Below are 25,993 nucleotides of genomic sequence, written 5' to 3' on the forward strand. Positions count from 1 at the left end.
GGCAAGATGGACCAGGCCGACTGGGACAAGCTCGCCCGCCACATGGGCCGGGTGTCGTCGGCGCCGATGTTCATCGACGACTCGCCCAACATGACGATGATGGAGATCCGGGCCAAGGCCCGCCGGCTCAAGCAGCGCCACGACCTCAAGCTGATCGTCATCGACTACATGCAGCTGATGACGTCCGGCCGCAAGGTCGAGTCCCGCCAGCTCGAGGTCTCGGAGTTCTCCCGCCAGATCAAGCTGCTGGCCAAGGAGCTGCAGCTGCCGATCATCGCGCTGTCGCAGCTCAACCGTGGACCGGAGCAGCGTGGCGACAAGCGCCCGATGATGAGCGACCTCCGTGAGTCGGGCTCGCTAGAACAGGACGCCGACATGGTGATCCTGCTGCACCGCGACGACGCCTACGAGAAGGAGTCGACCCGCCCCGGCGAGGCCGACCTGATCGTGGCCAAGCACCGCAACGGTGCGACGCGCGACATCACGGTGGCCTTCCAGGGTCACTACTCGCGCTTCGTCGACATGGCGCACTGAGCGCTGCTGCTGCTGCCGACGTCGGGCGGTAGTGCGACAGGCGCCCCCGCATGGAGACGCCGTCCCAAGTCAGCGCCGAAGTGCTCTCGCGGTGTCGACGATCGGCGAGTCTGCAACAAGCCACGTCCCGGTCAAGCATCGCGAGTTCGGTTGGCCCCCGTTAGCCGGAGCTGCCGAGCTGCGCGCGCTGTGCCTCGCTGACGGGATCGGGTCGTGTGCCGCTCGCAGCGGCCGAGCGCGGTCTGCGACACACGACCCGATTGGTCATCGCGCGCTAGGCCCCCCGCTTCGCCCGCAGAACTGGGTCGTGTGCCGCCCGCAGCGGCCGAGCGCGGTCTGCGACACACGACCCGGAAGGCCGCAGCGACCCGACCGCTTCAGCCGCGATTCGTGCGGTGTGCCGACGAGCGGCCGAGATGAGCGCTGCGCTCCGCCTGTGGCAGTGCTGTCAGTCTGGTCTGCCCGGTGGACCGGATCGACCGCATCGTCCGAGGGCTCCTGAGGCGGGGGCCACGTCAGGCGTCAGGATGCGCAACGACCACACGTCGAGGCGATCGTGCGGGCCATCAGCGGCGAACCGCGCGTGTGACCTTCTTCAGGGCGCCCGTGCCCGCGCCGACACCGCGAGCGACCAGACGATGCGGCTTGCGGTTCGCCAGATCGACGATGGAGTCGGCGATCCCCCAGGTGAGCTTGCCCTCGGACAGCTCGACCAAGGTCTCCAGCGGAAGACCGACGGTGAGGTCCTCCAGCTCCTGCCGCTCCTTCTCGGTGGCTACCGGAGGGAGCTGGCGCACGATCATCGCCTTGAACGCGCGCCCGGGCAGTGTCGAGGCCAGCTCGAGCACGGTGGACTGACGGGTGAACGGCCGAACGATCTTCGACTGGCTCGGGTCGTGGGGCATGGGGTCTCCTGTCAGGGCATGTGACCGCGGAGCGGCACCGCGCAACGTACCGCGGATCTTGCCCGACGACACGCCTCAGGAGTCGTCGGCGACCGTCGTGACGCGCCCGGCGACGGTGGTCTCGCAAGCGATCCGGGGAGAGCGGTTCGTCACGGGCGACCTGGCGTCGCGCCAGGCGATGATCTGCTCTGCTGCCACGTCCGGGGCGAGACGACGGGTGTCGAGCCTGAGGTGCCGGTGCGCAGCAAGCACGTCATCGGCAGGCAGGGCAGTGGCCTGGTCCGTGTTCATCACCCAGCGCTCCCGCTCACGCAGGTGTGCCTCGGACCAGGCAAGGTCCCGCTTCGACGGCTTGGCGATGAGCCGGTCCTCCCCACGGTTCCGCTCCAACCTCGTCTCGAGGTCGGCTGCCAGCTCGACGAACGAGATCGGCAGACCCTCATCGGCGTACGGCGCCACCAGTCCACCCATCCAGCGGGCATCCTCGACGCCGCCGAGATTCCAGACCATGGTCATGACGAGCGCCACGTCAGCCGCGGCGGCCTCCTCGACCACACGACGACGGAACTCGCCGGTGAGCGCACGGAACGGTGGGGTGCCCATCCCGAAGAGGTCTGCAAGCGGCTCGACGGTGTGGTGGTTGAGGAACAGCTTGTCGTCAGTGCGTGCACACACGGCCCGAGCCACCGTCGTCTTGCCGACAGCCGGTGGCCCGAAGATCACCAGCAGCTCACCATGCCTCATGGCATCACGCTAACGGGCCGCAGCGTTGGTCCAGGTGAACTCCGGCTGGCCCGAGGGCCCGCAGCGCCGGACTGCCGGTGCGCCACCACGTCCGGGTCGGACCTGCCGAGACGCAAAGGCAGGAACGGGGTCTTCGAGGCGCCGCTGAAGCGCGGTCCGGGGCACATCGACACCGAGGACCACGGGCCTGACCTCGTGGTCGACGCCGAGGGCCAGCGGCGGTGGAAGGATGTCTCAGACCTTCACCATCAGCGCACGGAGGGGCGGATCTCACCACAGACCGTCCTGGACATCCTGGCCGAAGCGGCACACGTCGAGGCCATCCTGGAACGCCACGAACACTGGTGGTCCTCCTGGACCGACTGGTCCCCGACCGATGTCGATGCCACACGTGCCGACTGAGCCGGCGCCTGGCCGCGCGCGAGGCGTGGTCGGTCCGGCTCGACAGGTCCGTCCTGCACCGGGACGCCGCCGCTGAACCTCGACCTCAGCCGGCGAGGTGCCCGTGGTCGACGACCTGGATGCTGCCGTGCACGGCGCGGGCGTCGTCGGAGGCGAGGAAGCAGACGACCGCGGCGACGCTGTCGGCGCTCATGAAGCCGCGGGCGGCGGAGACGCGCATGATCAGGTCGAAGTCGGCGCCGTCGGGGACGTCGATGGTGTGCACCTGCGGGGTGTCCATGCCGCCGGGGCAGACGCAGTTGACCCGGATCGGGGAGCGCAGGTGCTCGACGGCGAGGGCCTTGGTGAGGCCGACGACGCCGTGCTTGGCGGCGGTGTAGGCCGCGGAGTAGGCCTCGCCGACCAGCCCTGCGACCGACGCGACGTTGACGATGTTGCCGCTGGTCTCCAGCAGGTGGGGGATCGCGGCCTGCGAGCAGAAGAACGCGCCACCCAGGTTGACCGCGATGTCGTGGACCCACTGCTCCTCGGTGACCTCGGCCGTGATCCGGAAGTCGTGGCGCCCGGCGTTGTTGACCAGCACGTCGAGCCGGCCGAAGCGCTCCACGGTGGCGTCCACCGCCGACCGGCACGAGGCGGCCGAGGCGACGTCGAGGTGACCCAAGGCGATCTCGCCGGGCAGGTCGGCGCAGTCGGCAGCGACGGCCGCGAGGCGCTCCTGGTCGCGGGCGGCGGCAAAGACGTGCGCGCCGGCGCCGGCCAGACGTCGTACGACGGCAGCACCCAACCCTGAGGAGGCGCCGGTGACGAGGGCGACGCGGCCGGTGAAGTCGGAGGTCATGACCGCACGCTAGCCAGTCCGCGCGCTCGGTGGCCTTCTCCCCCAGATGCGGGTCTTGTCGGCCGGATCGCTCAGTGCGGGTGAGGCGCGGCCGATGCCCCGGGTGTCCCCGACTTCCCGACGGCGGACGGATGGAGACCGACCGTGCCCTCACGCGCAGACCAGCCCTCGCCACCGCGGCCCTCGCGGCGGCCGCCACCTTCCTCCCGGCGCTCCCTGCCCAGGCAGCACCACCGCGTGACCCGGTGACCTTCACGGTCGCGTCGTTCAACATCCTCGGCTCCAACCACACCGAGCACTCCAGCCAGTGGGAGCTCGGCCCGCGCCGGGCGCGGTGGTCGCTGCGGTGGCTGGAGCGGGAGAAGGTCAGCGTGGTCGGGCTCCAGGTGCCCGTGGTGACCGCGACCCTGGGCGGGAGTGCGTCGTGATGGCCGATCGTCGGCCGCGGACTGGGCACAACGGGTCAGGTGACTCGTCCTTTCGGTCAGACTTCGCCCGACCCGCGACATCCGGCGTGTCGCCGCCGCTACGTTCCACGGACCTCCCCCAGGTAACTCGGGGTGTCCTTCGTCGAAAGCAGGCATGGATGCTCGCGGTCACTTTCGCGCGCCTCCGGACGCCGTCGGCACGTCGTGCCGTCGCCGCCGGTGCTGCCGTCGCGCTCCTCGCCGCCCTCGGTGCGCCCGCCACCGCCCGGCCGGCCCCGGCCGCGTCGGGCCCGTTGCTGTCCTTGGTCGGGCCCGCGACCCAGCCGGCCGCCGGACGCGCCTCCTCGGTCGTGCGGGTCCGGTGGCACGACCGGGACGTGCGGGCCGGCCAGGCCAGCCTCGTCACCGGCACGACCCGACCGATCAGCATCGGGCGCGCCGTGCGGCTGCAGCGCCGTGGCCCCTGGGGCGGCTGGCAGAACGTGCGGCTGGCCCGGACGAGCGGTCGCGGCACCTTCGCGATGCGGGTGGAGCACCCCCGCTCCGGCACCTTCGCCTACCGGGTCCGTGTCAACGGCACCGCCCACGTGGCTCCGGCTGCCACCGCGCCGGTCCGCTACACCGTGGAGCGTCGACCGGTGGTCGTCACGGCACGGGTCGCGCGGGCGACTGTCGCGCCCGGGACGGTCGTCGACCTCGTCGGAGCGCTGACCCCGGCCGACGGCGCCCCCGTCGTGCGCGTCCAGCGGCTGACCGCGGACGGCGAGTGGTCGACGTACCCGAACGTCGTGCCGGTCTCCGCCAGCGGGACCTGGGCAGCTCCGCTCGACACCACCGCGGCGGGCGCGGTGACCTACCGCGCCCTCACCCTGGGCACACTCACCCACGCGCCCGCCACCAGCAGCAGCGTCGTCCTCACCGTGGCGGTGCCCGGCGAGCCCACGCCGGAGCCGCCCGCTCCCGAGCCCACCCCCGAGCCCACGCCCGACCCGACGCCCGAGCCGCCGACGCCGACACCGCCGCCGCCGCCGAGCCCGACCCCGGAGCCCACCCCCGACCCGACGCCACAGCCCCCGCCGGCCCCGGCGCCGCGCTTCGTGCTGGGCGCCGCCCATGGCGGCAACACCGACCCGGCCCAGCTCGAGGCCGACGCCGGGGTGCCGCTGCAGATCCGCCGCACCTACTATACCCACGACAAGGTCGCCCGAGCGGCTCAGACGGCGCAGGCCGACATCGCCAAGGGCCGCATCCCGTTCGTGTCGTTCAAGCTGCCCTACACCTGGGCCGAGATGGCCGCCGGTCGTGGCGACGCCTGGGCCGCGGACGCGGCGCGCCAGCTCGCGGCCGTCGACGGCGAGGTCTGGGTGGTGCTGCACCACGAGCCCGAGAACGATGAGCCGCAGATCCTCGACTGGACCCGACTCCAGCAGCGCCTGGCACCGATGTTCGACCTGCCGGGGCTGCGCTTCGGGATCTGCTTGACGGGGTGGCACCAGTTCTTCTCCGGCAACCCCGAGATGTCCTTCGAGCACCTCTACCCCTTCGGCGCCCCGATCGACTTCATCGCCCTCGACGTCTACCAGGCCTACGGCACGCCCAAGAACCTGACCAAGTGGACCGACCTCAACGGCTACTGGACGCGCATGGAGGCCTTCGCCGACAAGGTCGACGTCGACTGGGGTCTCGGTGAGTTCGGCATCACCGACGAGGGCTTCGCCAGCCCGAACGGGCCGACCTTCTTCGACGACACCGTGGCCGGCATCCGCGCCCACGGCGGCACCTTCGCGGCCTACTTCGACTCCGAGCTCAACACCAGCGGCAACTCCTGGTGGCTGAGCGGCGCCAAGCGCACGGCCTTCCTGCGCACGCTCGCGTCGGTGGCGGCCGAGCGCACCGGGTGACGAGCACGTGAACACTCGGGTCGGAGGGCAGGTCCCGGCGTAACCACCCGTCGCCCGCGGCGTTCGACCTGGCATGGACACCGATCGCCCCACCTCGACACCAGCCGGAGAGCCCGGCCGGCTCGGACGCCGCGGCCTGCTCCGCGGCGGGGGGCTGGCCGGCCTCGCGCTGGGCACCGTGGCGGTCGATGCCGCCGCGGACGGCGCGACCGGCGCCGAGGCCGCTCGGCCCTACTCCCGCAGGCTCCCGGCCGGCTGGACCTACCCGGTCGCCGAGGAGCTGCTGCCCTTCGGTCACGGCGTCATGTCCGGGGACCCGCTGGCAGACCGCGTCGTGCTCTGGACCCGCATCACCATCCCCGACCGGCGCGGCTGGGACGCCACCCGGGTCCCCGACCCCCAAGGCTTCCGGCGGGTCACGGTGCGCTGGCGGATCGCGACGGACCCCGCGCTGCGCCACGTCGTACGACGGGGGCAGGTCGTCACGGACGCCCGCCGCGACTGGACGGTCAAGGTCGACGCGGACCGGCTGCCGTCGGCGACGACGCTCTACTACGCCTTCGAGGCCCTGGGGTGGCGCTCGCCGATCGGGCGCACCCGCACCGCGCCGTCGCTCACCGACCCGGTGCGCGCCCTGACCGTCGCGCACGTCGCCTGCACGTCGTGGTGGCACGACGTCTTCAACTCCTACGACCGCATCGGCGAGCGACGCGACCTCGACCTGGTGACCCACGCGGGCGACCACGTCTACGACAACTCCGGCGGCCACCCGGCCTCCCGCTTCTGGAAGGGCCAGCGGCGGTGGGACACCGACATCGACAACGCCGACTGGACCACCGTGGCGCAGGCGCGACGACGCTACGCCCTCTACTACGCCGACCCCGCGCTCATCCGGGCCCACCACGCGGCCCCCTTCGCGATCATGGCCGACCAGCACGACTACGACCCCGGGCAGCAGGGCGACCGGGTCACGCTGACCACCGAGCAGGCCGGGTCGGTGCTCTTCGAGTGGACCCCGATCCGCCCGCCGATCCCCGACGGGAGCGGCCGCTTCCCGCCATCGCCGGGCCCGGACCGCAACCTGCCGACGCCCCGTGGTCGAGCTGCGCTCTACTCCTACCGGGTGCTGCCCTACGGTCGGACCGCCGACGTCGTGCTCCTCGACGTACGCCGTTTCGCCGGGCTCGAGGGCCAGGCCTCGCAGGTGCTGGGGGACGAGCAGTGGGCCTGGCTGGAAGGCGCCCTGCTCGACAGCTCGCGGCGCGGGGCGACGCACCGGCTGGTGGTCAACCAGGTCAACCTCAGCCAGCTGCGCGCCTTCAACCTGCCCTTCGCCGACCAGCTCGCGCAGGCCTTCGGGCTGGACCTCAACGCACCGCAGGGAGAGATCTACACGACCGGGTGGGGAGGCCACCCCGAGGAGCGGGCGCGGCTGTTCCGCTTCCTGCGCCGGCACGGCATCGTCGACAACGTCGTCGTCTCCGGTGACTCCCACGGCTACTTCGGCTCGGACCTGGTCGAGGACGCCCAGCTGCCGAGCTACGAGCCGCTCACGGGCGGCGGCCTGCTCGGGGCGGTCGGGGTCGAGATGGTGGGCTCCACGATGGGGCGCCCGGGGGGACAGGACGTGATCGCGGAGGAGCTCTACTTCGCCGCGACGGGGGGAAGCCGGGGCGCGGCGTTCACCGACGCGGCGACGTACGACGCCCGCTTCCGGCCGGCGGCCCTCGCACCCACCGTCGCGCTCGAGGAGGCGGCGAAGGTGGCCAACCCCAACCTGCGCTACTTCAACTGGAAGGCGGAGTACGGGCACACGATGGTGCACCTGCGGGCCGACCGTGCCGTGATCGAGTGCTGGCAGACGCCGCAGCGCGAGCGGTCCGAGGAGGCGCGGCTGCTGGCGCAGTTCGTGTCCCGGGTGGGGCGACCGCACCTGGAGCCGGTCACGGCGGCGCAGGCCGTGCGGGGTCCGGATCGCGGGGTTCGGGCACCGCGTGCCCGGGTCATCAGGGCCCGCCGTCGTTTCCCTGCTTGACCCTCCGGGCACTGTGGAGGGGTGCAGACACGACACCTCGGCAACCAGACCACCGGGCGCATCGAGGTCGGGGCCATCGGCCTCGGCCTGATGACCTTCGACCAGACCGGGGCGCAGCCGCGCGAGCAGCTCGTCGACACCGTGCGAGCCGCCCTCGACGCGGGCGTGACCCTCTTCGACACCGCCGACGCCTACGGCCCCGGCGACCTGGGGGCCGCTGCCCAGGGCCAGAACGAGACCCTCGTCGCCGGGCTCCTCGACGAGCTCGGCGTGCGCGACCAGGTCCTGCTCGCCACGAAGGGCGGCCACGTGCGCACCGACGGTGGGAACTGGGCGACCGACAGCTCGGCCGCGCACCTGCGCTCGGCCGTCGACGCCAGCCTCGGGCGCCTCGGCGTCGAGCAGATCGCGCTGTGGCAGCACCACCGTCCCGACCCGGACACCTCCTACGACGAGGTGATCGCGACGCTCAAGGAGATCGCCGACTCCGGCAAGGTGCGGATGGTCGGGCTCTCCAACGCCGACCCCACCCAGATCCGAGCGGCGCACGCCGTCCTGGGGGATGCGCTGGTGAGCGTGCAGAACCAGTTCTCCCCGAAGTTCCGCAGCAGCCTCCCCGAGATCGAGGTCTGCGAGGAGCTCGGCCTCGCCTTCCTGCCGTGGAGCCCGCTGGGGGGTCTCGGTGACGCCAAGGAGCTCGCCGAGAGGCACCCCGCCTTCGCGGAGGTCGCCAAGTCCCGCGGTGTGAGTGCCCAGCAGGTCGCACTCGCCTGGGAGCTCGCGCAGTCGCCCGTCGTCATCCCGATCCCCGGCGCCAAGCGCCCGCAGTCGATCACCGACTCCGCGGCTGCCGCATCGCTGGAGCTGACCGTCGACGAGCTCGCGCGGCTCGACCAGGACTGACGCAACCGTCGGCCGGACGGGGACCCATGCGGCCAGCCGGCCTCACTCCGAGACGGTGACACCCCGCCAGAACGCGACGTGGTCCTTGATGTTGGCCGCGGCGTCGGAGGGCGTGGGGTAGAACCAGGCGGCGTCGGCGTTGGTCGCGCCGGCGACCTCCAGGCTGTAGTAGCTCGCATCTCCCTTCCAGGGGCAGTGCGTCTGCTTCGACGACGGGCGCAGCACGGCCGCGTCGACGGAGGCGAGCGGGAAGTAGTGGTTGCCCTCGACCACGACGGTGTCGTCGCTCTCGGCGATGACCTGGTCGTTCCAGACTGCGCGCATGCTGCTGCTCCTCGGACGGTACGGCGGGTGGTGCCGCGGGTGGTGCGACGCGCGGACGGCCTCGCCCGGCCAGCGTACGGGGGGCCTCAGAGCGGCTGGCCGACGTCGATCGGGGTGCACCGGAGCAGGGTGACGGTCTGGACACAGGGTGTTGTCAGGGTCACTCCTGATGCACGATCGGGGCTCCCGTCTGGTGAACTACCCCCATGGGGATCGTGAGCACGCTCAAGCGCCGGGTGGCGACCCGGCTGCTGGCGCGCTCGACGCGCAACGGGATCGACCTGCGCAAGCTGCGGTTCCTGCCCGACTCGATCACCATGCCGCTCCAGCGCGACGGTCTCGACCCGCTCCCCGAGATGGCCCGGGTGCGCGCCGAGACGCCCGTCGTCCGGCTGACCCAGATGTTCGGCAAGGGCATCTGGCTGGTCAGCGGCTACGACGAGGCACGTGAGCTGCTCGCCCGTGGCGACCAGCTCTCCAACGACCTGGGCCAGTTCGTCTCCCAGGAGGGGCGTGACCCCTCGGAGCAGATCGGCGGGCTCGGGATGACCGACCCGCCCCACCACACCGTGCTCCGCAAGTACCTCACCCCCGAGTTCACCAAGCACAAGCTCGCCCGCCTCGAGCCGCTGATCCAGCAGATCGTCGAGGCGCGCCTGGACGCGATGGACGCCGACGGCCCTTTGGTCGACCTCGTCGACCAGTTTGCCTTCCCGATCCCCTTCGAGGTCATCTGCGAGCTGCTCGGCCTGCCGGTCGACGACCGCGCCCGCTTCCACAGCCTCGGCGCCGCCCGCTTCGACCTCTCCCAGGGCGGGGTCGGCGTCTTCGGCGCGGCCGCCCACACCCGCGAGTTCCTGATCGGCCAGGTCGCCCGCCAGCGTGAGACCCCCGGTGACGGCCTGATCGGCTCGCTGCTGCGCGAGCACGGCGACGAGCTCGACGACGTGACGCTCGGCGGCCTGGCCGACGGCGTGTTCCTCGGTGGCTACGAGACCTCGGCCAGCATGCTCGCGCTCGGCACCTACCTCCTCGTCCAGCACCCCGAGGCGATGACGGTGCTCCGCGAGGGTGACGACGCCGCCGTCGACGGCGTGGTCGAGGAGCTGCTGCGCCACCTCACCGTGGTGCAGCTGGCCTTCCTCCGTTTCGCCCGCGAGGACCTCGAGCTCGGCGGGCAGCAGATCAAGGCCGGCGACTGCATCGGCATCTCGCTGCTCGGCGCCAACCGCGACCCCGCGCTCACCCCCGACGCCGACACCTTCGACCCGCGTCGCGCACCCACCCGCCACCTCGCCTTCGGCCACGGCCTGCACCGTTGCGTCGGCGCCGAGCTGGCCCGCATGGAGCTGCGCATCTCGCTGCGCGCCCTGGCCCGCCGCTTCCCCGACCTCACGGTCACCGTCGACGACGACCAGCTCGACTTCCGCAAGCTCTCGGCGGTCTACGGCGTCGACGCGCTGCCCGTGCGGCTCCATCCCGCGCTCGCCAGCCACGACGCCAGCAACAAGGCCAGCCAGGCCACTGCCACGATGGGGGCATGAGCCGCACCCGTGCCGCCGGCCCCGCCGCGACCGTCGTCCTCAGCCTGGCGCTGACCCTCTCCGCGTGCTCGGACGACGCCGACGACGCTGCCAACGAGCCCAGCGACGCCGTCGCCACGGCCGGAACGCCAGCCGATGCGACCGCCGGTGCCGAGGACGGCGACGCGCTGCGCACCGTCGAGGTCGTCGACGGGCTGGTGAGCCCGTGGGGCCTCGTCCAGCTCGCCGACGGTGCGGTCCTGGTGGGGGAGCGCGACACCGCGCGGATCCTCCGGGTCGACGGCCGCATGCCGATCCCGCTCACGACACTGCCGGGCGTCAGCGCCAGGGGCGAGGCCGGGCTGCTCGGGCTCGCCACGACCCCGGAGCAGGACCGGGTGCTGGCCTACTACTCCACGGAGGACGACAACCGGATCGTCGCAATGACCTGGGACGGCACGGTGCTGGGCGAGCCCGAGGTGCTGGTGTCCGGCATCCCCGGCGGTGCGGGCTACCACCAGGGCGGGCGGCTGCTGCTCGGTCCCGACGACCTCCTCTACGTGAGCACCGGCGACAACGGCTCCCCCGACTCCGCGCAGGACCCCGACTCCCTGTCGGGCAAGGTCCTGCGCTTCACCACCGACGGCGAGCCGGCGCCCGGCAACCCGTTCGACTCTGCGGTCTACAGCCTGGGGCACCGCAACATCGAGGGCCTGGCCTTCGACGACCGGGGCCGGCTGTGGGCCAGCGAGTTCGGGCAGGACACGTGGGACGAGCTCAACCTGATCGAGGCCGGCGGCAACTACGGCTGGCCGGAGGTGGAAGGCTCCGGGGGCGGTGAGGACTACCTCGACCCGGCGGTCGTGTGGCGCACCGAGGACGCCTCTCCCGCAGGCCTGGCCTTCTGGGACGGCTCGTTGTGGATGGCAGCCCTGCGCGGTCGCACCCTGTGGGAGGTGCCGCTGACCGCAGACGACAAGGCCGACAGTGCCGGCGAGGCCGGCGTGGGTGAGCCGGTCGCGCACCTCGAGGGAGAGCTCGGCCGCCTGCGCACCGTCGCGACCACCCTCGACGGCGACGGGCTGCTGCTCACGACCTCCAACACCGACGGCCGGGGCGACCCCGCCGACGGCGACGACCGGTTGCTCCGGCTGGGTCGCTGAGCACCGCCGCAACCGGACGGACCGTCCAGTAGCGTGCGGCCATGCCCCAGAAGTTCGCCGACGTCGAGGAGTACGTCGCCTCCCTCACCCCCGAGGCTGCTGCCGCGGTGCAGCGCGTGCGCGGCTGGGTCCACGAGGAGATCCCCGGCCTCACCGAGGTCATCCGCTACAACATGCCGACCTTCCAGCGCGACGGGCACACGCTGCTCCACGTCGCCGGGTGGACCGAGCACCTCTCGGTCTACCCCGAGCCCCCGGCGCCTGCCACCGACGCCGGGCTGGTGCTCGACCTCGCCCCGCACGCCTCGGGTCGCGGCACGCTCCGCTTCGACCTCGACCGTCCGCTGCCCGAGGACCTCGTCCGCCGGCTGCTGCGGGCCTACCCGCGCTGACGTGCAGCCCGGATTCACGCCGCGTTCACCGGTGCCTGCCACGCTTCGGCCGTGACGCCTCCGCTGCCCCCGGCCACCCGTCGTACGGTCCTGGGCGGCGCAGCCGCGTCCTCCCTGCTCTGGATCCCGCCCGCGACCGCCGCCGCGCCGCCCCAGGGCGTGCACCTCACCTACGGCGCGGACCCGCGGCGCCAGATGGCGGTGTCGTGGTCCACGCCCGCGTCCGTACGACGACCGCGCCTCGAGGTCGGCGTCGACCGGGGCCTCGGGCGGGTCGTGGACGTGGACTCCCGCTCCTCCAAGGACGTCCGGTCGGTCTACCACCACGCCCGGATCGGCGGGCTGCGACCGGGCACGACCTACCGCTACCGGATCGACCACGGCGGAGCCACCGGATCGACCGCCGTGACCGGCACGTTCCGGACCGCGCCGGAGCAGCCTGAGGCGTTCCGCTTCGCGGCCTTCGGTGACATGGGCGTCAACGCCGCGGCCGCCGCGCATGTGGCGCTGATCCGGCGGCAGGAGCCGGACTTCTCCTTCGTGGTGGGCGATCTCTGCTACGCCGACTCCAGCGGCGGCACCGGCGTCGGTGGGCCGGACACGCAGGACTTCGCCGAGTGGGACCGCTGGCTGCGCCAGATCCAGCCGAGCGCGCGGAGCACGCCGTGGATGACCACGGTCGGCAACCACGAGATGGAGACCGGCAACGGCGAGCTCGGCTACGCCGGCTACCTCGACCGCTTCTCGCTGCCCCGCAACGGGGTCGAGGGCGCACCGGTGACCTACTCCTTCGTCTACGGCAACGTCGGCTTCATCGCGGTCGACGGCAACGACGCGTCCTACGAGATCGACCGCAACGCCGACTACCTCGGCACCGCCCAGGACCGTTGGCTGGTGCGCGAGCTCACCGCGATGCGGGCCCGCGCCGACCTCGACTTCGTGGTGGTCGGCTTCCACAACTGCATGTACTGCACCAACCTGGTGCACGGCTCCGACGGTGGCCACCGGGACCGGTGGGAGCCGATCTTCGACCGGTTCTCCGTCGACCTGGTGGTCAACGGGCACAACCACTGCTACGAGCGCACCCACCCCGTGCGCGACGGCGCTCCCGTCGTCGAGGCGCCGCGTGGCGCGGTGGTCGACAGCCGCCGCGGCACGACCTACCTCACCGCCGGCGGAGCCGGGCAGGCCGTCTACCCCGTCGGCGGGCAGCCGCTCTCCTACGTCACGGTCGCCGGCGGGGCGCGGGTGCCCGAGGCGACGACGTGGTCGTCGGTGACCGACGCCCAGCACTCGATCGGCTTCGTCGACGTCACCCCGCGCGACCGCGCAGGGGTGGCCCGGATGCGGCTGACGGCACTCGCCACCGACGGCAGCGTCATCGACCGGGTGACCCTGCGTCGCTCCTCGCGCGCCGGGGAGTAGCGTCACGCCCCGTGACGGTGGTGGTGATCGGGGGCGCCAACCTCGACCTCTTGGCCCGCACGACGCGGGCCGTCGTGCCGGGCACCAGCAACCCCGGCACGATCGCGACCAGCCCCGGCGGGGTGGGTCGCAACATCGCTGAGAACCTCGCCCGTCTCGGCACCCCCACGCTGCTCGTCGCAGCCGTCGGTCGTGACCTCTTCGGCGACGACCTGCTCGCCGCGACCGCCGCCGCCGGCGTCGACGTCTCCCGCGTGCGTCGGGTGGTCGGCGAGAGCGGCACCTACGTCGCGGTCCTCGACGAGTGCGGCGAGCTCCACGTCGCTGTGTCGGACATGTCGGCCACCGCGACGCTGCGCCCCGAGGACATGGACGCCGAGCGGGCCGTCATCGGCGCGGCCGACCTGGTCGTGCTCGACGGCAACCTCCAGCCCGACACGATGGCCCGGGCCTGGACGCTGGCCAGCGCTGCCGGGGTCCGGGTCGTCCTGGACCCGGTGAGCGTGCCCAAGGCCGCGGCGCTCGCCCCGGCGCTGCGCGACCGACCGCTGTGGGCCGTCACGCCCAACACCGCCGAGCTGGCGGCGCTCGGCGCCACGACCCCGGCCGACCTGCACTCCCGCGGGGTGTCGGTGGTGTGGCTGCGCGAGGGCGCCCACGGCTCGCTGCTGAGCATGCCCGACGGCGAGGTCCGGCTCGCGACGCTGCCCGGCGAGGTCGTGGACGTGACCGGTGCGGGCGACGCGATGCTCGGCGCCTTCTGCCACTCCCTGCTGGGCGGAGCCTCGCTGCCGGACGCCGCGGCCTACGGTCACGCGGCCGCAGCGCTCACCGTCGCCTCGACCTCCACGGTCCGCGCCGACCTGACCGACGAGCTCGTGAGGAGCCTGCTGTGACGACACCACCCCCGAGCCAGCACCCGCTGCTGACCGTGACCGACGAGGTGGCGACCGCGCTCGCCGAGGGCCGCCCGGTCGTCGCGCTGGAGAGCACGATCATCAGCCACGGCATGCCCTACCCGGCCAACGTCGAGATGGCCGTCGAGGTCGAGGGCATCGTCCGCTCGCTGGGAGCCACCCCGGCCACGATCGCCGTGCTCGACGGGCGCCCCCGCATCGGTCTCGCCCCCGACGACCTCGAGCTGCTCGCCAGTCACGCCGACGTGATGAAGGTCAGCGTCCGCGACCTGCCCTACGTCGTCGCGCGCGGCGTCCACGGCGCGACCACGGTCGCCTCGACGATGCGCCTCGCGGCGCTCGCCGGCGTCCGGGTCTTCGTCACCGGCGGCCTGGGCGGCGTCCACCGCGGCGCCGAGACGTCGTACGACGTGTCCGCGGACCTGACCGAGCTCGGCACCACCGACGTGGCGGTCGTGTGCGCGGGAGTCAAGAGCATCCTCGACATCGGGCTGACCCTGGAGATGCTCGAGACGCTGGGCGTGCCCGTGGTCGGCTACGGCAGCGACGAGTTCCCGTCGTTCTTCTCCCGCGCCAGCGGCCACCGCGCCCCGATGCGGGTCGACACCCCCGCCGACGTCGCCGCGATGATGCGGGCCAAGTGGGGCCTCGGGCTCGACGGCGGCCTCGTCGTGGCCAACCCGATCCCGGTCGAGGACGAGATCCCGGCCGACGAGATCGGGTTGATCATCGACCGTGCCCTGGCCGACATGGACGCCCTCGGCATCAGCGGCAAGGACGCCACGCCCTACCTGCTCGGCCGGATCGTGGAGCTCACCGACGGCGCCAGCCTGGTCGCCAACATCGCGCTCGTGCGCAACAACGCGCGCCTCGGGGCGGCGATCGCGCGGGAGTTCGCCGCCGACTAGGGCAGGCTGACCCCGTGCACCACATCGGGATCGACCTCGCGTGGGGGGAGCGCCAGCCCACGGGCGTGGCCGTCCTCGACGACGACGCGCGCCTGCTGGCACTGGCCGCGGTGCGCACCGACGGGGAGATCGCGGCCGTCCTGGCGGCGTACGTCGACGGCGAGTGCCTGGTCGCCATCGACGCGCCCCTCATCGTCACCAACCCCACGGGCTCGCGCGACGCGGAGAAGGCGCTGAGCAAGGACTTCCGGCGCTTCGAGGCCGGGACGCACCCCTCCAACCTCGGCAAGCCGGAGTTCGCCGACGGCACGCGGGGCGCTCGCGTCTCCAGCCTGCTCGGCCTCGACATGAACCCCCGCTCGGGCCGTGCCCGTCGTGCGATCGAGGTCTACCCCCATCCCGCCACCGTGGTGCTCTTCGGGCTGCCGCGCACCTTGAAGTACAAGGCCAAGGCCGGGCGCGACCTCGAGCTCCTGCGCAGCGAGCTGCTCACCTTGATGAGCCACGTGGAGTCGGTGGTCACGACCGAGGCAGACCCGACCTGGGCAGCGCTGCGCGAGCAGGCGGAGACCGCGACCCGCAAGAGCCAGCTGCGCGTGGTCGAGGACCAGGTCGACGCCGTCGTCTGTGCCTACGTCGCGCTCTTCCGCCAGCGCCACCCCGAGCGGGTCACGACCTACGGCGACTTCGAGACCGGCTACATCGTCACCCCGTCGCTGCCCGACGCGCACGCAGCGACGCAGGAGTACGCCGCGCAGCAGCCGGCCCTCATCGAGGCCGGTCGCCAGTTCGTCGCGCTCGTGACCGGCATCTTGGACGAGGCCGGCATCAACTACCTCTCCGTCACCGGCCGCACCAAGGGCGTGCAGTCCTTCGCCAAGAAGGCCGCCCGCACCGTCGACGGTCGGCCGGTCTTCACCGACCCGCTGCGCGAGATCACCGACCAGATCGGCGTGCGCGTCATCACCTACGTCCACAGCGACGTATCGGCCGTGGCCGACCTGCTCGGCGACCAGGTGGTCGTCAAGGAGGACCGCGACATGGGCCAGGAGACCGCCAGCCAGGGCCGTTTCGGCTACGCCAGCCGGCACCTGCTGATCGAGCTCGACGCTGCCCGGGAGAGCGACCGCGCTCTGGCGGCGCTGCGCGGACGGGTCGCCCAGGTGCAGGTGCGCACGGTCCTCCAGCACGCGTGGGCGGAGTTCGAGCACGACATCCGCTACAAGGGCGACGTACCCCTCGAGCACGCGCGCGACCTCGACCGCCGCTTCACCCTCGCCGCCGGCCTGCTCGAGCTCGCCGACCAGGAGTTCTCCACGATCCGCGAGCGGCTGCGCTCGAGCGGCCCGACCGGGCTCCTACGCACCGAGGAGGTTCCCGACGACCCGCGCATCGACCCGCGCGAGCTCGCGGCCTTCCTCGCCGGCCAGTACGACGACGCCGGCTGGTCGCGCACCGACCACTACGCCTGGATCTCGGGGCTGCTGCTCGAGCTCGGCATCACCTCCCTCGAGGAGCTCGCCGACGTGCTGCGCTCGCTCACCGACGACCTCAACGAGCGGATGGACTACCGCTACCCGCCCGGCGCCGTACGGCGCCTCGACGACGCGCTGCTGGCCGCCTATGCCGAGCGCTACGTCGACCTGCACGGCAACGACCACCGTCGTGACGCGCTCGCGGCTCGGCTGGCGAAGGTGCGGGGCTGACCGGCCACTTGTAACACGTTGTCCACCCATCTACGAGACCGCTGCAACGGTCTCGTAGATGGGGTAACGACGTGTTACATGAGTCGGGCCGGCCCAGCGCCGTTGACAGATCCCGCCGTCCGCCCCAGGGTCGGCGCATGGCAGAGGTCGTGTTCCGTCCCGGGAGCGCCGACACGTGGGCCCGCCCGTGGCAGATGTACGCCGACCTGCGCGACCACGACCCGGTCCACCACGTCGAGCGCCCCGGGGGCAGTGACCACTACGTGCTGTCCCGGCACTTCGACGTGATGGCGGCAGCGGTCGACACGGCGACGTACAGCTCGGCGCAGGGCCTGACCACGGAGTACGGCGAGCTCGAGCGGATCGGCCTCGTCGACAACCCGCCGATGGTGATGCAGGACCCGCCGATGCACACCGCCTTCCGCCGCCTGGTGTCGCGCGGCTTCACCCCCCGCGCGGTGGCGACCGTGGAGCCGGCGGTGCGGGCGTTCGTCCGCGAGCGCCTCGACCGGATCGTGGAGAGGGGCGAGGCCGACGTCGTCACGGAGCTCTTCAAGCCGCTGCCGAGCATGGTCGTGGCGTTCTACCTCGGGGTGCCGGAGGCCGACCGCGACCGCTTCGACGCCTGGACCGACGCGATCGTGGCCTCCGGGGCGGGCACGGGCGGTGACGCCACAGCAGCGGGCGAGGCCGTGGGCGGGATGCTGGGCTACTTCGCCGAGCTGGTCGAGCGGCGTCGCCGCGAGCCGGGCGACGACACGGTCTCGCACCTCGTGGACGCGGGGGTCGGCGACGACGACGCCGGTCTGCTCTCGATCCTGGCCTACGTGTTCACGATGGTCACCGGCGGCAACGACACCACGACGGGGATGCTGGGCGGTGCCGTGCAGCTGCTCGAGGAGCACCGCGACCAGCGGCAGGTCCTGCTCGACGACCCGGCCGCGATCGGTGACGCGGTCGACGAGCTGCTGCGGCTGACCTCGCCGGTCCAGGGCCTGGCCCGCACGGTGACCCGCGACGTCGAGCTGCACGGCGTGCAGGTGCCGGCGGGGCGCAAGGTGCTGCTGCTCTACGCCGCGGCCAACCGCGACCCGCGCCGCTACGGGCCGGACGCCGACCTCCTCGACGTACGACGGCGCCCGGGGCAGATCCTCACCTTCAGCCAGGGTGCCCACTTCTGCCTCGGCGCCAACGCCGCGCGGATGCAGGCTCGCGTCGCGCTGGAGGAGCTGCTGACCCGCTGCCCCGACTTCTCGGTCGACCTCGACGCGGTGACCTGGGCCGACGGTGCCTACGTGCGCCGTCCCACCAGCGTGCCGTTCCGCACGACCACCTGACCCTGGCGGTCCCCTGACCGAGCGCCCCGTACGTTCGGGAGCATGACCCCGGCAGACCTGCTCCAGGACCACTTCACCCGCATCGTCGAGAGCGCCGACACCGTGCTCGACGGGCTCACCGAGGACCAGCTCGCCCACCGCCCGGCCCCGGAGGCCAACTCGATCGCCTGGCTCGTGTGGCACCTCGCGCGGGTGCAGGACGACCACGTCGCGGCGGTCGCGGGGCTCGAGCAGGTCTACACCGAGCAGGGCTACGGCGAGCGGTTCGGACTGCCCTTCGACCCCGCCGAGATCGGCTACGGCCAGGACAGCGACGACGTGGCGCGGGTGAGCGCCGGAGCCGACCTGCTCGCCGACTACCTGCACGCGGTCCACGAGCAGACGCTCCGCTACCTCGCGACCCTGACAGCCGAGGACCTCGACCGCGTCGTCGACGAGCACTGGGACCCGCCGGTCACGCTCGGCATGCGCCTGGTGAGCGTGGTCGACGACGACACCCAGCACGTCGGCCAGGCGGCCTACGTGCGGGGGCTGCTCGGCGTCTGATCAGGCCGGGTGATCCGGTAGCGCACGAACGACGGGACGGCGAGCGCGGCCACGACGGTGAGCACCACGACCAGGACCCCGCCGCCCGCCGCGGCCGCCGCCGTGCCGACCATGGCAGCGCTGGCTCCGTGCGCCACGTCGGCGATGCGCGGACCGCCCGCGACGACTACGATGAAGATGCCTTGGAGGCGTCCGCGCACGGCGTCGGAGGCCGCGCTCTGGAGCATGCTGGAGCGGAACGCCGCCGAGGCCATGTCGGCCGCGCCGCCCACGACCAGCATCAGGACCGCGGCCACGAGCATCGGCGTGCGGAAGCTGTCGGCCAGGGCCACGGCGACGCCGAAGCCGGCCATCGCCACGCCCCACACCAGGATGCACACGATGACGGCCAGGCCCTGGCGCGAGACCCGCGAGACCCAGCCGGAGAAGACACCGCCGAGCACGGCACCAGCGGGGATCGCCGCGAAGAGGACCGCGAAGGCCAGCCCGCCACCCTCCGGCCCGAGGAAGCTCTCGTGGGCGATCTCGGGGAAGAGCGCGCGGGGCATCCCGAAGACCATCGCGATGATGTCGACGACGAAGGACATCAGCAGCACGGGATGACCGCGCAGGTAGGTCAGGCCCTCGATCACCGAGCCCAGCCCCGGCGTGCCGGTCGGCGCACCCGCCACCGCGAGCGACGGCAGTCGCACGACGGCGGACAGCGTGGCGAGCAGGGTCAGGGTGTCGATCAGGTAGAGCCACTCGAAGCCCAGCACCGGGATCAGGGTCCCGGCGACCAGCGGCCCGGCGATCGCCCCGGCCTGCATGACGGTCATGTTGAGCGAGTTGGCGGCCGGCAGCAGCCCGGGCTCGAGGAGCCGCGGCAACACCGCGCTGCGGGTCGGCTGGTTGACCGCGAAGAACGCCTGCTGCACGGAGAAGAGGCACAGCAGCAGCCACACGTTGGTGTTGCCCATCGCCGCTTGGGCGTAGAAGAGCCCGCTGGTGACGATCAACCCGCTCGTGGTGACGACGAGGATCGTGCGCCGGTCGAAGACGTCGGCCAGCGCGCCGCCCCACAGCCCGAAGACCACCAACGGCACGAGGCCGAAGACGCCCGTGAGGCCGACGTACGCCGACGAGCCGGTGTCGGCGTAGATCTGGGCCGGCACCGTCACCACCGTCAGCTGCGCGCCGATCACGGTGATGATGTTGGCCAGCCACAGCCGCTTGAAGTGGGGGTTGGCCAGCGGACGCGTGTCGGCCATCAGCCCCCGGATCTGCACCCAAGGAATGTACGCCGGCGTGGTGCGCCGCCCACGACCTTGGCCCGCCGGAGTTCACTGGAGCCCATGCGACGACCCGTTCCCGAGAAGCCCGGACCCGGCCAGGAGTCGGTGTGGGACTACCCGCGCCCCCCGGCGCTGGAGCAGACCAAGGTCTGCATCACCGTCGAGCTGGGCGGCCGCGTGGTCGCGCGGACGACGTCGGCCTGGCGGGTGCTCGAGACCAGCCACCCCCCGACCTACTACCTGCCGGCCGAGGCGTTCGAGCCCGGCGTGCTGCGTGAGGCGGCCGGTGCGTCGTGGTGCGAGTGGAAGGGGGAGGCGAGCTACTTCGACCTCGTGTCGGCCGGACCCCAGGGAGAGGTCGTCGCGCCGAAGGCGGCCTGGACCTACCGCACGCCCACGCCACGCTTCGCGGACCTGGCCGGCGCGGTGGCGGTGATGGCCGCGGCGGTCGACCGGTGCACGGTCGACGACGAGGTCGTGCTGCCGCAGCCGGGGGGCTTCTACGGCGGCTGGATCACCAGCACGGTCATCGGGCCGTTCAAGGGGATCCCGGGCTCGATGGGCTGGTGACCCGCCCCGACCGTCAGCCCGACCATCAGCCCGACCGTCAGTCGAGCGTGCCCATCAGGCGCCGGGCGCCGTCGGGCCACCACTCGCCGGACGCGGGGCCGCCGTTGCAGGGGCCGTCGGACTCGCCGGGGTTCTTGACCCAGAGCCGGCCGTCGAAGGCACCCTTGAAGACCAGCCGCGGGGTGGCGCCGAGGCGGGCGGCGAGCGGGTTGCAGACGTCGCCGTTCTCCGGGCCGTTGCGACCGGCGCCGTTGCGGCCGGTGTCGATGACGTACTTCACGCCGCTCACACCGCGCTTCTTCAGCTCCGCCAGGATCGCGCGGGTGTAGACGACCTCGTCGGGCGTCGTCCGGCTGTTGGCGACGTTGCTGCTGAAGCCGCGCGCCATGCCGATGCCGGCCCGCTTGAGCAGCACCGCCATATGGTCGGGCGGCTGCCAGCCCGAGTGCCCGGCGTCGATGTAGACCCACGCGCCGGCCCTGGTCAGCACCTTGGTCGCGAAGCGCATCAGCCCGACCCGGTCGCCGCGGCCGGTGCACTGCGGGTTGTCGATGAAGGGCAGCGCGTCGGGCTCGAGGATCACGATCGCCTTCGAGCCCTTCAGCCCCGCAGCGGCCTTGGTCACCCACGAGCGGTAGTAGGCGTCGGTGATCTGCTCGTCCTGCGAGGAGTAGAGCCCGCAGTCGCGGTCGGGGATGTTGTAGATCGCCAGCAGCGGCGTCTTCTTGGCCTCCTGAGCCCGGGCGACGTAGCGGCGCACGTCGGCCTCCACCGTCGCGGACGTGTAGAAGTCGGTGATCCACAGCGGCTGGGCGCGCTTGCCGATCCGGTCGAACTCCGAGCCCGCCTGAGCGGCCTTCATCAGCGGGTCGACGAAGAGCCCGCGCGTGCGTCGGGGGTCGCCCGCCCGCCGCGGCTCCACCGTGGTGGAGGTAGCGGCAGTGGTCGTCGCGCCGACGGCAGCGAGGGTGGGGGTGAGCCGCTCCGGGGCAGGCGTCGCGGAGGACGGGCTGCCGGCGACCAGCAGGGCACCGGCCAGCGAGAGTGCGGTCGCCCACACCGCGCGCGAGCGCACGGCAGGGACGAGCGTGGGCGGGGAGGTCACCTGGCCAGGGTAGGTGCGCCAGCCGCATGCCGCGGCCGGTTCACCGGGATCGTCATACCGCTCGGAGGCCGGGTCAGCCCGGCACGGGCTGGTCGTCGTCCCGCGGCCCGAAGACGCACAGCCCGGCGAGCTGCTCGTCGTCGAGCGCAGGAGCGCCCCAGGCCCGCATCTGCGCCCGCGAGCGCCGGGAGAACAGTGCCCGGAACAGCTCGTAGGGCGAGACCTCGACCTGGGGACCGCCGGCGCCGTAGGTCCCCTCACCGGAGCGCACCGTCGCCGGTGACTGGGAGAGGACCAGGGGTGCGAGGGTCTCGACGACCGGCGACCAGAGCCGCTCGGGGACCGGGCCGAGGCCGAGCGCCTCGTGCAGGTCGGCGTGGTGGACCGCGATGTCCCAGACGACGGCGGGGCGGGGGGAGTCGGCGACCGACGCCGCGATCGCCTCCTGGTGGGTGTGCATCTCCTCGAGGAGGTCGGTGACGGGCACGACGGCGCGCTCGCCGACGTGGCGGGCGGTCCACTCGGGGCCGGGTGCGCCATCCATCCGGCCCGTGACGCCGTCGGCCGGTCCGCCGGCGAGGTGGGCGAGCACGTCGCGGACGGTCCAGGCCGGGGTGCCCGGCACGGTGAGGGCGAGCTGGTCGTCGGTGAGCCCGTCGGCCAGCGCGGTGATCGCGTCCACGTGGTCGCGGTAGAGCTGGCCCCAGTCGGTCATGGACCGAGGTTAGGCCTCAGCCCAGCATTGCTCGATGAAAGCTTTCCGGGATCCTCCTCGAGAAGGTGTCGTGGGCGCTGCACCACGTCCGTGGGGTGGCCAGAGGCAGCCGCGCGGGCCGCCCGCATACGACCCAGCTCCGGGTCCTCGACCCGTCCCCGATCGTCGAGCTCGACCGCGTGATCGTGATCGCCGAGATCGATGGCCCGGCCGTGGCCCTGGCCGACGTCGACCGGCTCCCGGAGCGCGCACCTGCCCTGTCGTCGTACCACGCCTTCCACGCGACGCGGGCCCACCTGCTGCGACGCCTGGGTCGCAGCGCGGAGTCGCGTGCGGCCTCCGACGCCGCGATCGCCGCCACGGACAACGCGGCCGAGGCCGCCTACCTGACCCGTCGCCGCGACCAGCTCGCCTGAGCGCCGAGTCGGCGCGATGTTGCACGGGCTGCAACAACGCGCCGACTCGGCGGGTCGTGGCAGGCTGGGCGCGTGACGACGACGCCTCTCGCCCTGCCCGCCGCCGCTGACGCCCTCGCCTGGGTGCAGACCCGCGCCACCGAGGGGATGGGCACGGCCCGCCGCCTCGTCGACGCGCTGCGGGCCACCCCGCCGACCGACACCCTCGATGCGCTGCGGCAGTGGGACCAGATCAGCCTCCAGCTGTCCAACGTCGCCGCGATGGGCTCGCTGCTGAGCAACGTGCACCCCGCCGAGGACGTGCGTGGGGCGGCCGAGAAGGCCGAGCAGGACGTGATGCGGCTGATCACCGAGCTGAGCCTCGACCGGGCGCTCTACGACGTCTTCGCGCCGCTGGACCCGGCCGGGCTGGACGACCAGGCGAGCCGGCTGCTGACCAAGGTGCTCGACGACTTCCGCCGCTCCGGCGTCGACCAGGACGACGAGACCCGCGCCCGCATCACCGCCATCAAGGAGCGCGTCACCGAGCTCGACCAGGAGTTCGGCAAGGTGATCCGCGACGACGTGCGCACGATCCGGGTGACGCCCGAGCGGCTCGACGGGCTGCCGGCCGACTGGCTCGAGGCGCACCCGGCCGGCGAGGACGGGCTGGTGACGGTCACGACCGACTACCCCGACGTCGTCCCTGTCCGGATGTTCGCCCACGACGCCGACGTGCGTCGTGACATCACGATGGCCTTCCTCAACCGCGGCTGGCCGACCAACGACGCGCTGCTCCAGGAGATGTTCGCGCTGCGCCACGAGCTGGCCACGCTGGTCGGCTACGACGACTGGGCCTCCTACGACGCCGACGTGAAGATGATCGGCACCGGCCCCGCGATCCCCGCGTTCATCGACAAGATCACCGAGGCCGCCGAGGAGCCGATGCGGCGCGACCTCGCGATCCTGATGGCGCGCTTCCGCCAGGACAACCCCGACGCCGAGCACATCACCGGCGCCGACGCGTCCTACTACGAGGAGCTGGTCCGCAAGGAGCAGCTCCAGGTCGACGCCCAGCAGGTGCGCACCTACTTCGACTTCACCAAGGTGCGCCAGGGCCTGCTCGATGTCACCGGCCGGCTCTTCGGCCTGCGTTACGAGCCTGTCGCCGACGCGGACGTGTGGGCCGACGACGTGACGGCCTACGACGTCTTCGATGCGTCTGCCGAGGCGGGGGTGGCCGAGCCGTTCGGCCGGATCTACCTCGACCTGCACCCCCGCGAGGGCAAGTACAAGCATGCCGCGCAGTTCACCCTCACCGACGGGGTGCTCGGCAAGCAGCTGCCCGAGGGCGTCCTGGTCTGCAACTTCGCGCGCGGGCTGATGGAGCACGACCACGTCGTGACGCTCTTCCACGAGTTCGGCCACCTGGTGCACCACGTGCTCGGCGGTCGCGCGCAGTGGACCCGCTTCGCCGGGGTCGCGACCGAGTGGGACTTCGTGGAGGCGCCCAGCCAGATGCTCGAGGAGTGGGCCTGGGACCCGGCGGTCCTCGCCTCCTTCGCGACCGACGCGGCCGGTGAGCCGATCCCTGCCGACCTGGTCGAGCGGATGCGCACCGGCGACGACTTCGGCAAGGCCTACCTCGCGCGCCAGCAGATGTTCTACGCCTCGATGTCCTACTGGTTCCACACCGAGCGGCCCGACGACCTCACCGCCAGGACCCGCGAGCTCCAGACCCGCTACTCGCCGTTCCCCTACATCGAGGACACCCACATGTTCGCCAGCTTCGGCCACCTCGGTGGCTACAGCTCGGCCTACTACACCTACATGTGGTCGCTCGTGATCGCCAAGGACCTCTTCAGCGCCTTCGACCCGGCCGACCTCTTCGACACCGCGACCGCACGGCGCTACCGCGACCGCGTGCTCGCCCCCGGCGGCAGCAAGGACGCCGCCGACCTGGTCGAGGACTTCCTCGGCCGTCCCTACACGTTCGACGCCTACGCCGCCTGGCTCGCCGGATGATCGCTGGGTTGCCGGCGCGTGCGTGACCCCGGCGGTCGCGGAGCGTTGATCGGGCATGACCACGGTCCGGGTGTTCCCCACCAGCTCCGCAGTGCAGCCGGTCGACTTGCCGCGCCCGCTCGCGCCGCTGGTGCCTACCTGGCTGTGGCGGCTGGCGGTCGCCGCGTCTGCTGGGGCCGGCGGGGCGCTCACCTTGACGTCGTACGGCGGTGACGCGCGCACGCTCCCCGTCGCCGCGAGCCTGCTCGTCTCGGCCGTCTACCTGGTGCTGGCGCTCGTCGCCGTCGTGTCCCCGCGGGTCGGGGCGACCCTCGTGCGCGGGATGCTGGCGGTGCTGATGGTCCTCGTGGCCGGCGTGCACCTCGTGCTGCTCGACGGCTCCCTGGTGACCGGCTCCTCGGTGCTGCTGCACGCGGTGCTGCCGGTGCTGGTGGTGGCCGACTACGTGCTGCTGGCCCGGGGGCCGGTCCGCTCGTGGCACCCGCTCGCCGGGCTGCTCCTACCGGCCGCCTACCTGGTGGCCTACCGGGAGACCGACCTGGAGTTCTACGAGTTCCTGGCGCCCGGTGCTCCCTCCGCCGAACTGGTCGTTCCCGGTCTGGCCGTCGTCACCCTCGGCGTCGCGTTCGTGCTGGGGTGGCTGGCATCTGTCGCTGACTGACGGCCGCGGCTGGGTCGGCGGGCGTGTGGGACGGGTCGGCCGGGTAGTCCCTCACGTCTGCGCTGGCATTTCCCCGGTCGGGGCGTGCTGGTGTGAGGGACTACCCACCCGCGGCGTCCCACGAGCCCGGGGCCGCCCCGCCCCCGAGTCGTGTGCCCCAGCCAGCGCTCCAACGCTGTGTTGTGTCTCAGGACATCGCGGACACTTATGTCTCAGGACTTCGCGGACACATTCTTACGGGTCGGGTGCGCTGATTGGTAGCGGTTGCCGTGCTTGAGGGTGGCCTCGGCGATGAGCCTGGACTCGCTGATGAT

Annotated in this window: 26 protein-coding genes; 19 read left to right on the plus strand and 7 right to left on the minus strand. The window is 72.5% G+C overall.

Annotation, left to right across the window (positions count from 1 at the left end; translation table 11 throughout):
- Positions 1-534: DnaB-like helicase C-terminal domain-containing protein (locus tag RMN98_RS06630; RefSeq protein ID WP_309648018.1), on the plus strand; the 534-nt coding region annotated here is incomplete at its 5' end.
- A gap of 566 nt (positions 535-1,100) precedes the next feature.
- Here RMN98_RS06630 and RMN98_RS06635 read toward each other — a convergent pair.
- A complete protein-coding gene (locus tag RMN98_RS06635) occupies positions 1,101-1,439 on the minus strand; it encodes a hypothetical protein (RefSeq protein ID WP_309648019.1) in 339 nt (112 codons plus the stop codon).
- A gap of 75 nt (positions 1,440-1,514) precedes the next feature.
- Positions 1,515-2,183, minus strand: a complete 669-nt coding sequence (locus tag RMN98_RS06640) for a hypothetical protein (protein WP_309648020.1) — start codon at positions 2,181-2,183, stop codon at positions 1,515-1,517.
- Positions 2,184-2,378: 195 nt separating this feature from the next.
- On the opposite strand from RMN98_RS06640, the gene RMN98_RS06645 reads away from it, so the two are divergent.
- On the plus strand, positions 2,379-2,585 hold the full coding sequence (locus RMN98_RS06645; protein ID WP_309648021.1) for a hypothetical protein: 207 nt from the start codon (positions 2,379-2,381) through the stop codon (positions 2,583-2,585).
- 85 nt (positions 2,586-2,670) lie between these two features.
- On the opposite strand, the gene RMN98_RS06650 is transcribed toward RMN98_RS06645, so the two are convergent.
- Positions 2,671-3,426 (minus strand): SDR family NAD(P)-dependent oxidoreductase, encoded by a 756-nt coding sequence (locus RMN98_RS06650; RefSeq protein ID WP_309648022.1) that lies wholly within the window; start codon positions 3,424-3,426, stop codon positions 2,671-2,673.
- Positions 3,427-3,557: 131 nt separating this feature from the next.
- Between RMN98_RS06650 and RMN98_RS06655 the strand changes: the two genes are divergently transcribed.
- The 4 genes from RMN98_RS06655 to RMN98_RS06670 all read left to right on the plus strand — a co-directional run bounded on the left by RMN98_RS06655 (position 3,558) and on the right by RMN98_RS06670 (position 8,693).
- Positions 3,558-3,854 carry a hypothetical protein gene (locus RMN98_RS06655; RefSeq protein ID WP_309648023.1) on the plus strand — a complete coding sequence of 99 codons (297 nt, stop codon included), beginning with the start codon at positions 3,558-3,560 and terminating at the stop codon, positions 3,852-3,854.
- A gap of 158 nt (positions 3,855-4,012) precedes the next feature.
- Positions 4,013-5,755 (plus strand): Ig-like domain-containing protein, encoded by a 1,743-nt coding sequence (locus RMN98_RS06660; RefSeq protein WP_309648024.1) that lies wholly within the window; start codon positions 4,013-4,015, stop codon positions 5,753-5,755.
- Between the two features lie 73 nt (positions 5,756-5,828).
- Positions 5,829-7,790, plus strand: a complete 1,962-nt coding sequence (locus RMN98_RS06665; RefSeq protein WP_309648025.1) for an alkaline phosphatase D family protein — start codon at positions 5,829-5,831, stop codon at positions 7,788-7,790.
- A gap of 21 nt (positions 7,791-7,811) precedes the next feature.
- The gene (locus RMN98_RS06670) at positions 7,812-8,693 is read left to right on the plus strand and encodes an aldo/keto reductase (protein WP_309648026.1); all 882 of its coding nucleotides are present in this window, start codon (positions 7,812-7,814) and stop codon (positions 8,691-8,693) included.
- A gap of 42 nt (positions 8,694-8,735) precedes the next feature.
- Here RMN98_RS06670 and RMN98_RS06675 read toward each other — a convergent pair whose 3' ends face one another.
- Complete coding sequence (locus RMN98_RS06675) at positions 8,736-9,017, minus strand: DUF427 domain-containing protein (protein ID WP_309648027.1); 282 nt, start codon at positions 9,015-9,017, stop codon at positions 8,736-8,738.
- Positions 9,018-9,223: 206 nt separating this feature from the next.
- Here RMN98_RS06675 and RMN98_RS06680 point away from each other — a divergent pair, with 206 nt between their 5' ends.
- From RMN98_RS06680 to RMN98_RS06720, 9 genes are all read left to right on the plus strand, one after another.
- Positions 9,224-10,561 (plus strand): cytochrome P450, encoded by a 1,338-nt coding sequence (locus RMN98_RS06680; protein ID WP_309648028.1) that lies wholly within the window; start codon positions 9,224-9,226, stop codon positions 10,559-10,561.
- Positions 10,558-11,703, plus strand: coding sequence for a PQQ-dependent sugar dehydrogenase (locus RMN98_RS06685; protein WP_309648029.1), 1,146 nt, complete (start codon positions 10,558-10,560; stop codon positions 11,701-11,703). The genes RMN98_RS06680 and RMN98_RS06685 overlap by 4 nt, the downstream gene beginning before the upstream one ends.
- 41 nt (positions 11,704-11,744) lie before the next feature.
- On the plus strand, positions 11,745-12,095 hold the full coding sequence (locus RMN98_RS06690; protein ID WP_309648030.1) for a DUF1801 domain-containing protein: 351 nt from the start codon (positions 11,745-11,747) through the stop codon (positions 12,093-12,095).
- A 51-nt stretch (positions 12,096-12,146) separates the two neighbouring features.
- Entirely contained in the window at positions 12,147-13,520 is a 1,374-nt protein-coding gene (locus RMN98_RS06695; RefSeq protein WP_309648031.1) for a metallophosphoesterase family protein, read from the plus strand.
- Positions 13,521-13,531: 11 nt separating this feature from the next.
- Positions 13,532-14,416, plus strand: coding sequence for a PfkB family carbohydrate kinase (locus RMN98_RS06700; protein WP_309648032.1), 885 nt, complete (start codon positions 13,532-13,534; stop codon positions 14,414-14,416).
- The gene (locus RMN98_RS06705; protein ID WP_309648033.1) at positions 14,413-15,345 is read left to right on the plus strand and encodes a pseudouridine-5'-phosphate glycosidase; all 933 of its coding nucleotides are present in this window, start codon (positions 14,413-14,415) and stop codon (positions 15,343-15,345) included. The genes RMN98_RS06700 and RMN98_RS06705 overlap by 4 nt, the downstream gene beginning before the upstream one ends.
- A gap of 14 nt (positions 15,346-15,359) precedes the next feature.
- Positions 15,360-17,051 (plus strand): DUF429 domain-containing protein, encoded by a 1,692-nt coding sequence (locus tag RMN98_RS06710; protein ID WP_309648034.1) that lies wholly within the window; start codon positions 15,360-15,362, stop codon positions 17,049-17,051.
- Between the two features lie 137 nt (positions 17,052-17,188).
- Positions 17,189-18,388 (plus strand): cytochrome P450, encoded by a 1,200-nt coding sequence (locus RMN98_RS06715; RefSeq protein WP_309648035.1) that lies wholly within the window; start codon positions 17,189-17,191, stop codon positions 18,386-18,388.
- A gap of 42 nt (positions 18,389-18,430) precedes the next feature.
- Positions 18,431-18,934, plus strand: coding sequence for a mycothiol transferase (locus tag RMN98_RS06720; RefSeq protein ID WP_309648036.1), 504 nt, complete (start codon positions 18,431-18,433; stop codon positions 18,932-18,934).
- Here RMN98_RS06720 and RMN98_RS06725 read toward each other — a convergent pair.
- Positions 18,907-20,202, minus strand: a complete 1,296-nt coding sequence (locus RMN98_RS06725; RefSeq protein WP_309648037.1) for an MFS transporter — start codon at positions 20,200-20,202, stop codon at positions 18,907-18,909. The two genes, RMN98_RS06720 and RMN98_RS06725, sit on opposite strands and share 28 nt — an antisense overlap.
- Positions 20,203-20,268: 66 nt before the next feature.
- Between RMN98_RS06725 and RMN98_RS06730 the strand changes: the two genes are divergently transcribed.
- Entirely contained in the window at positions 20,269-20,778 is a 510-nt protein-coding gene (locus RMN98_RS06730) for a DUF427 domain-containing protein (protein WP_309648038.1), read from the plus strand.
- A gap of 37 nt (positions 20,779-20,815) precedes the next feature.
- On the opposite strand, the gene RMN98_RS06735 is transcribed toward RMN98_RS06730, so the two are convergent.
- Both RMN98_RS06735 and RMN98_RS06740 read right to left on the minus strand, forming a co-directional pair.
- The gene (locus RMN98_RS06735; RefSeq protein WP_309648039.1) at positions 20,816-21,883 is read right to left on the minus strand and encodes a glycoside hydrolase family 6 protein; all 1,068 of its coding nucleotides are present in this window, start codon (positions 21,881-21,883) and stop codon (positions 20,816-20,818) included.
- A gap of 73 nt (positions 21,884-21,956) precedes the next feature.
- On the minus strand, positions 21,957-22,598 hold the full coding sequence (locus tag RMN98_RS06740) for a maleylpyruvate isomerase N-terminal domain-containing protein (protein WP_309648040.1): 642 nt from the start codon (positions 22,596-22,598) through the stop codon (positions 21,957-21,959).
- Between the two features lie 95 nt (positions 22,599-22,693).
- Here RMN98_RS06740 and RMN98_RS06745 point away from each other — a divergent pair, with 95 nt between their 5' ends.
- From RMN98_RS06745 to RMN98_RS06755, 3 genes are all read left to right on the plus strand, one after another.
- Positions 22,694-23,014 (plus strand): hypothetical protein, encoded by a 321-nt coding sequence (locus RMN98_RS06745; RefSeq protein WP_309648041.1) that lies wholly within the window; start codon positions 22,694-22,696, stop codon positions 23,012-23,014.
- A 72-nt stretch (positions 23,015-23,086) separates the two neighbouring features.
- The gene (locus RMN98_RS06750; protein WP_309648042.1) at positions 23,087-25,018 is read left to right on the plus strand and encodes a M3 family metallopeptidase; all 1,932 of its coding nucleotides are present in this window, start codon (positions 23,087-23,089) and stop codon (positions 25,016-25,018) included.
- Positions 25,019-25,073: 55 nt separating this feature from the next.
- On the plus strand, positions 25,074-25,679 hold the full coding sequence (locus RMN98_RS06755) for a hypothetical protein (RefSeq protein WP_309648043.1): 606 nt from the start codon (positions 25,074-25,076) through the stop codon (positions 25,677-25,679).
- The last annotated feature ends 314 nt before the right edge of the window (positions 25,680-25,993 follow it).

It is taken from the genome of Nocardioides sp. (assembly GCF_031397825.1).
Lineage (GTDB): Bacteria > Actinomycetota > Actinomycetes > Propionibacteriales > Nocardioidaceae > Nocardioides.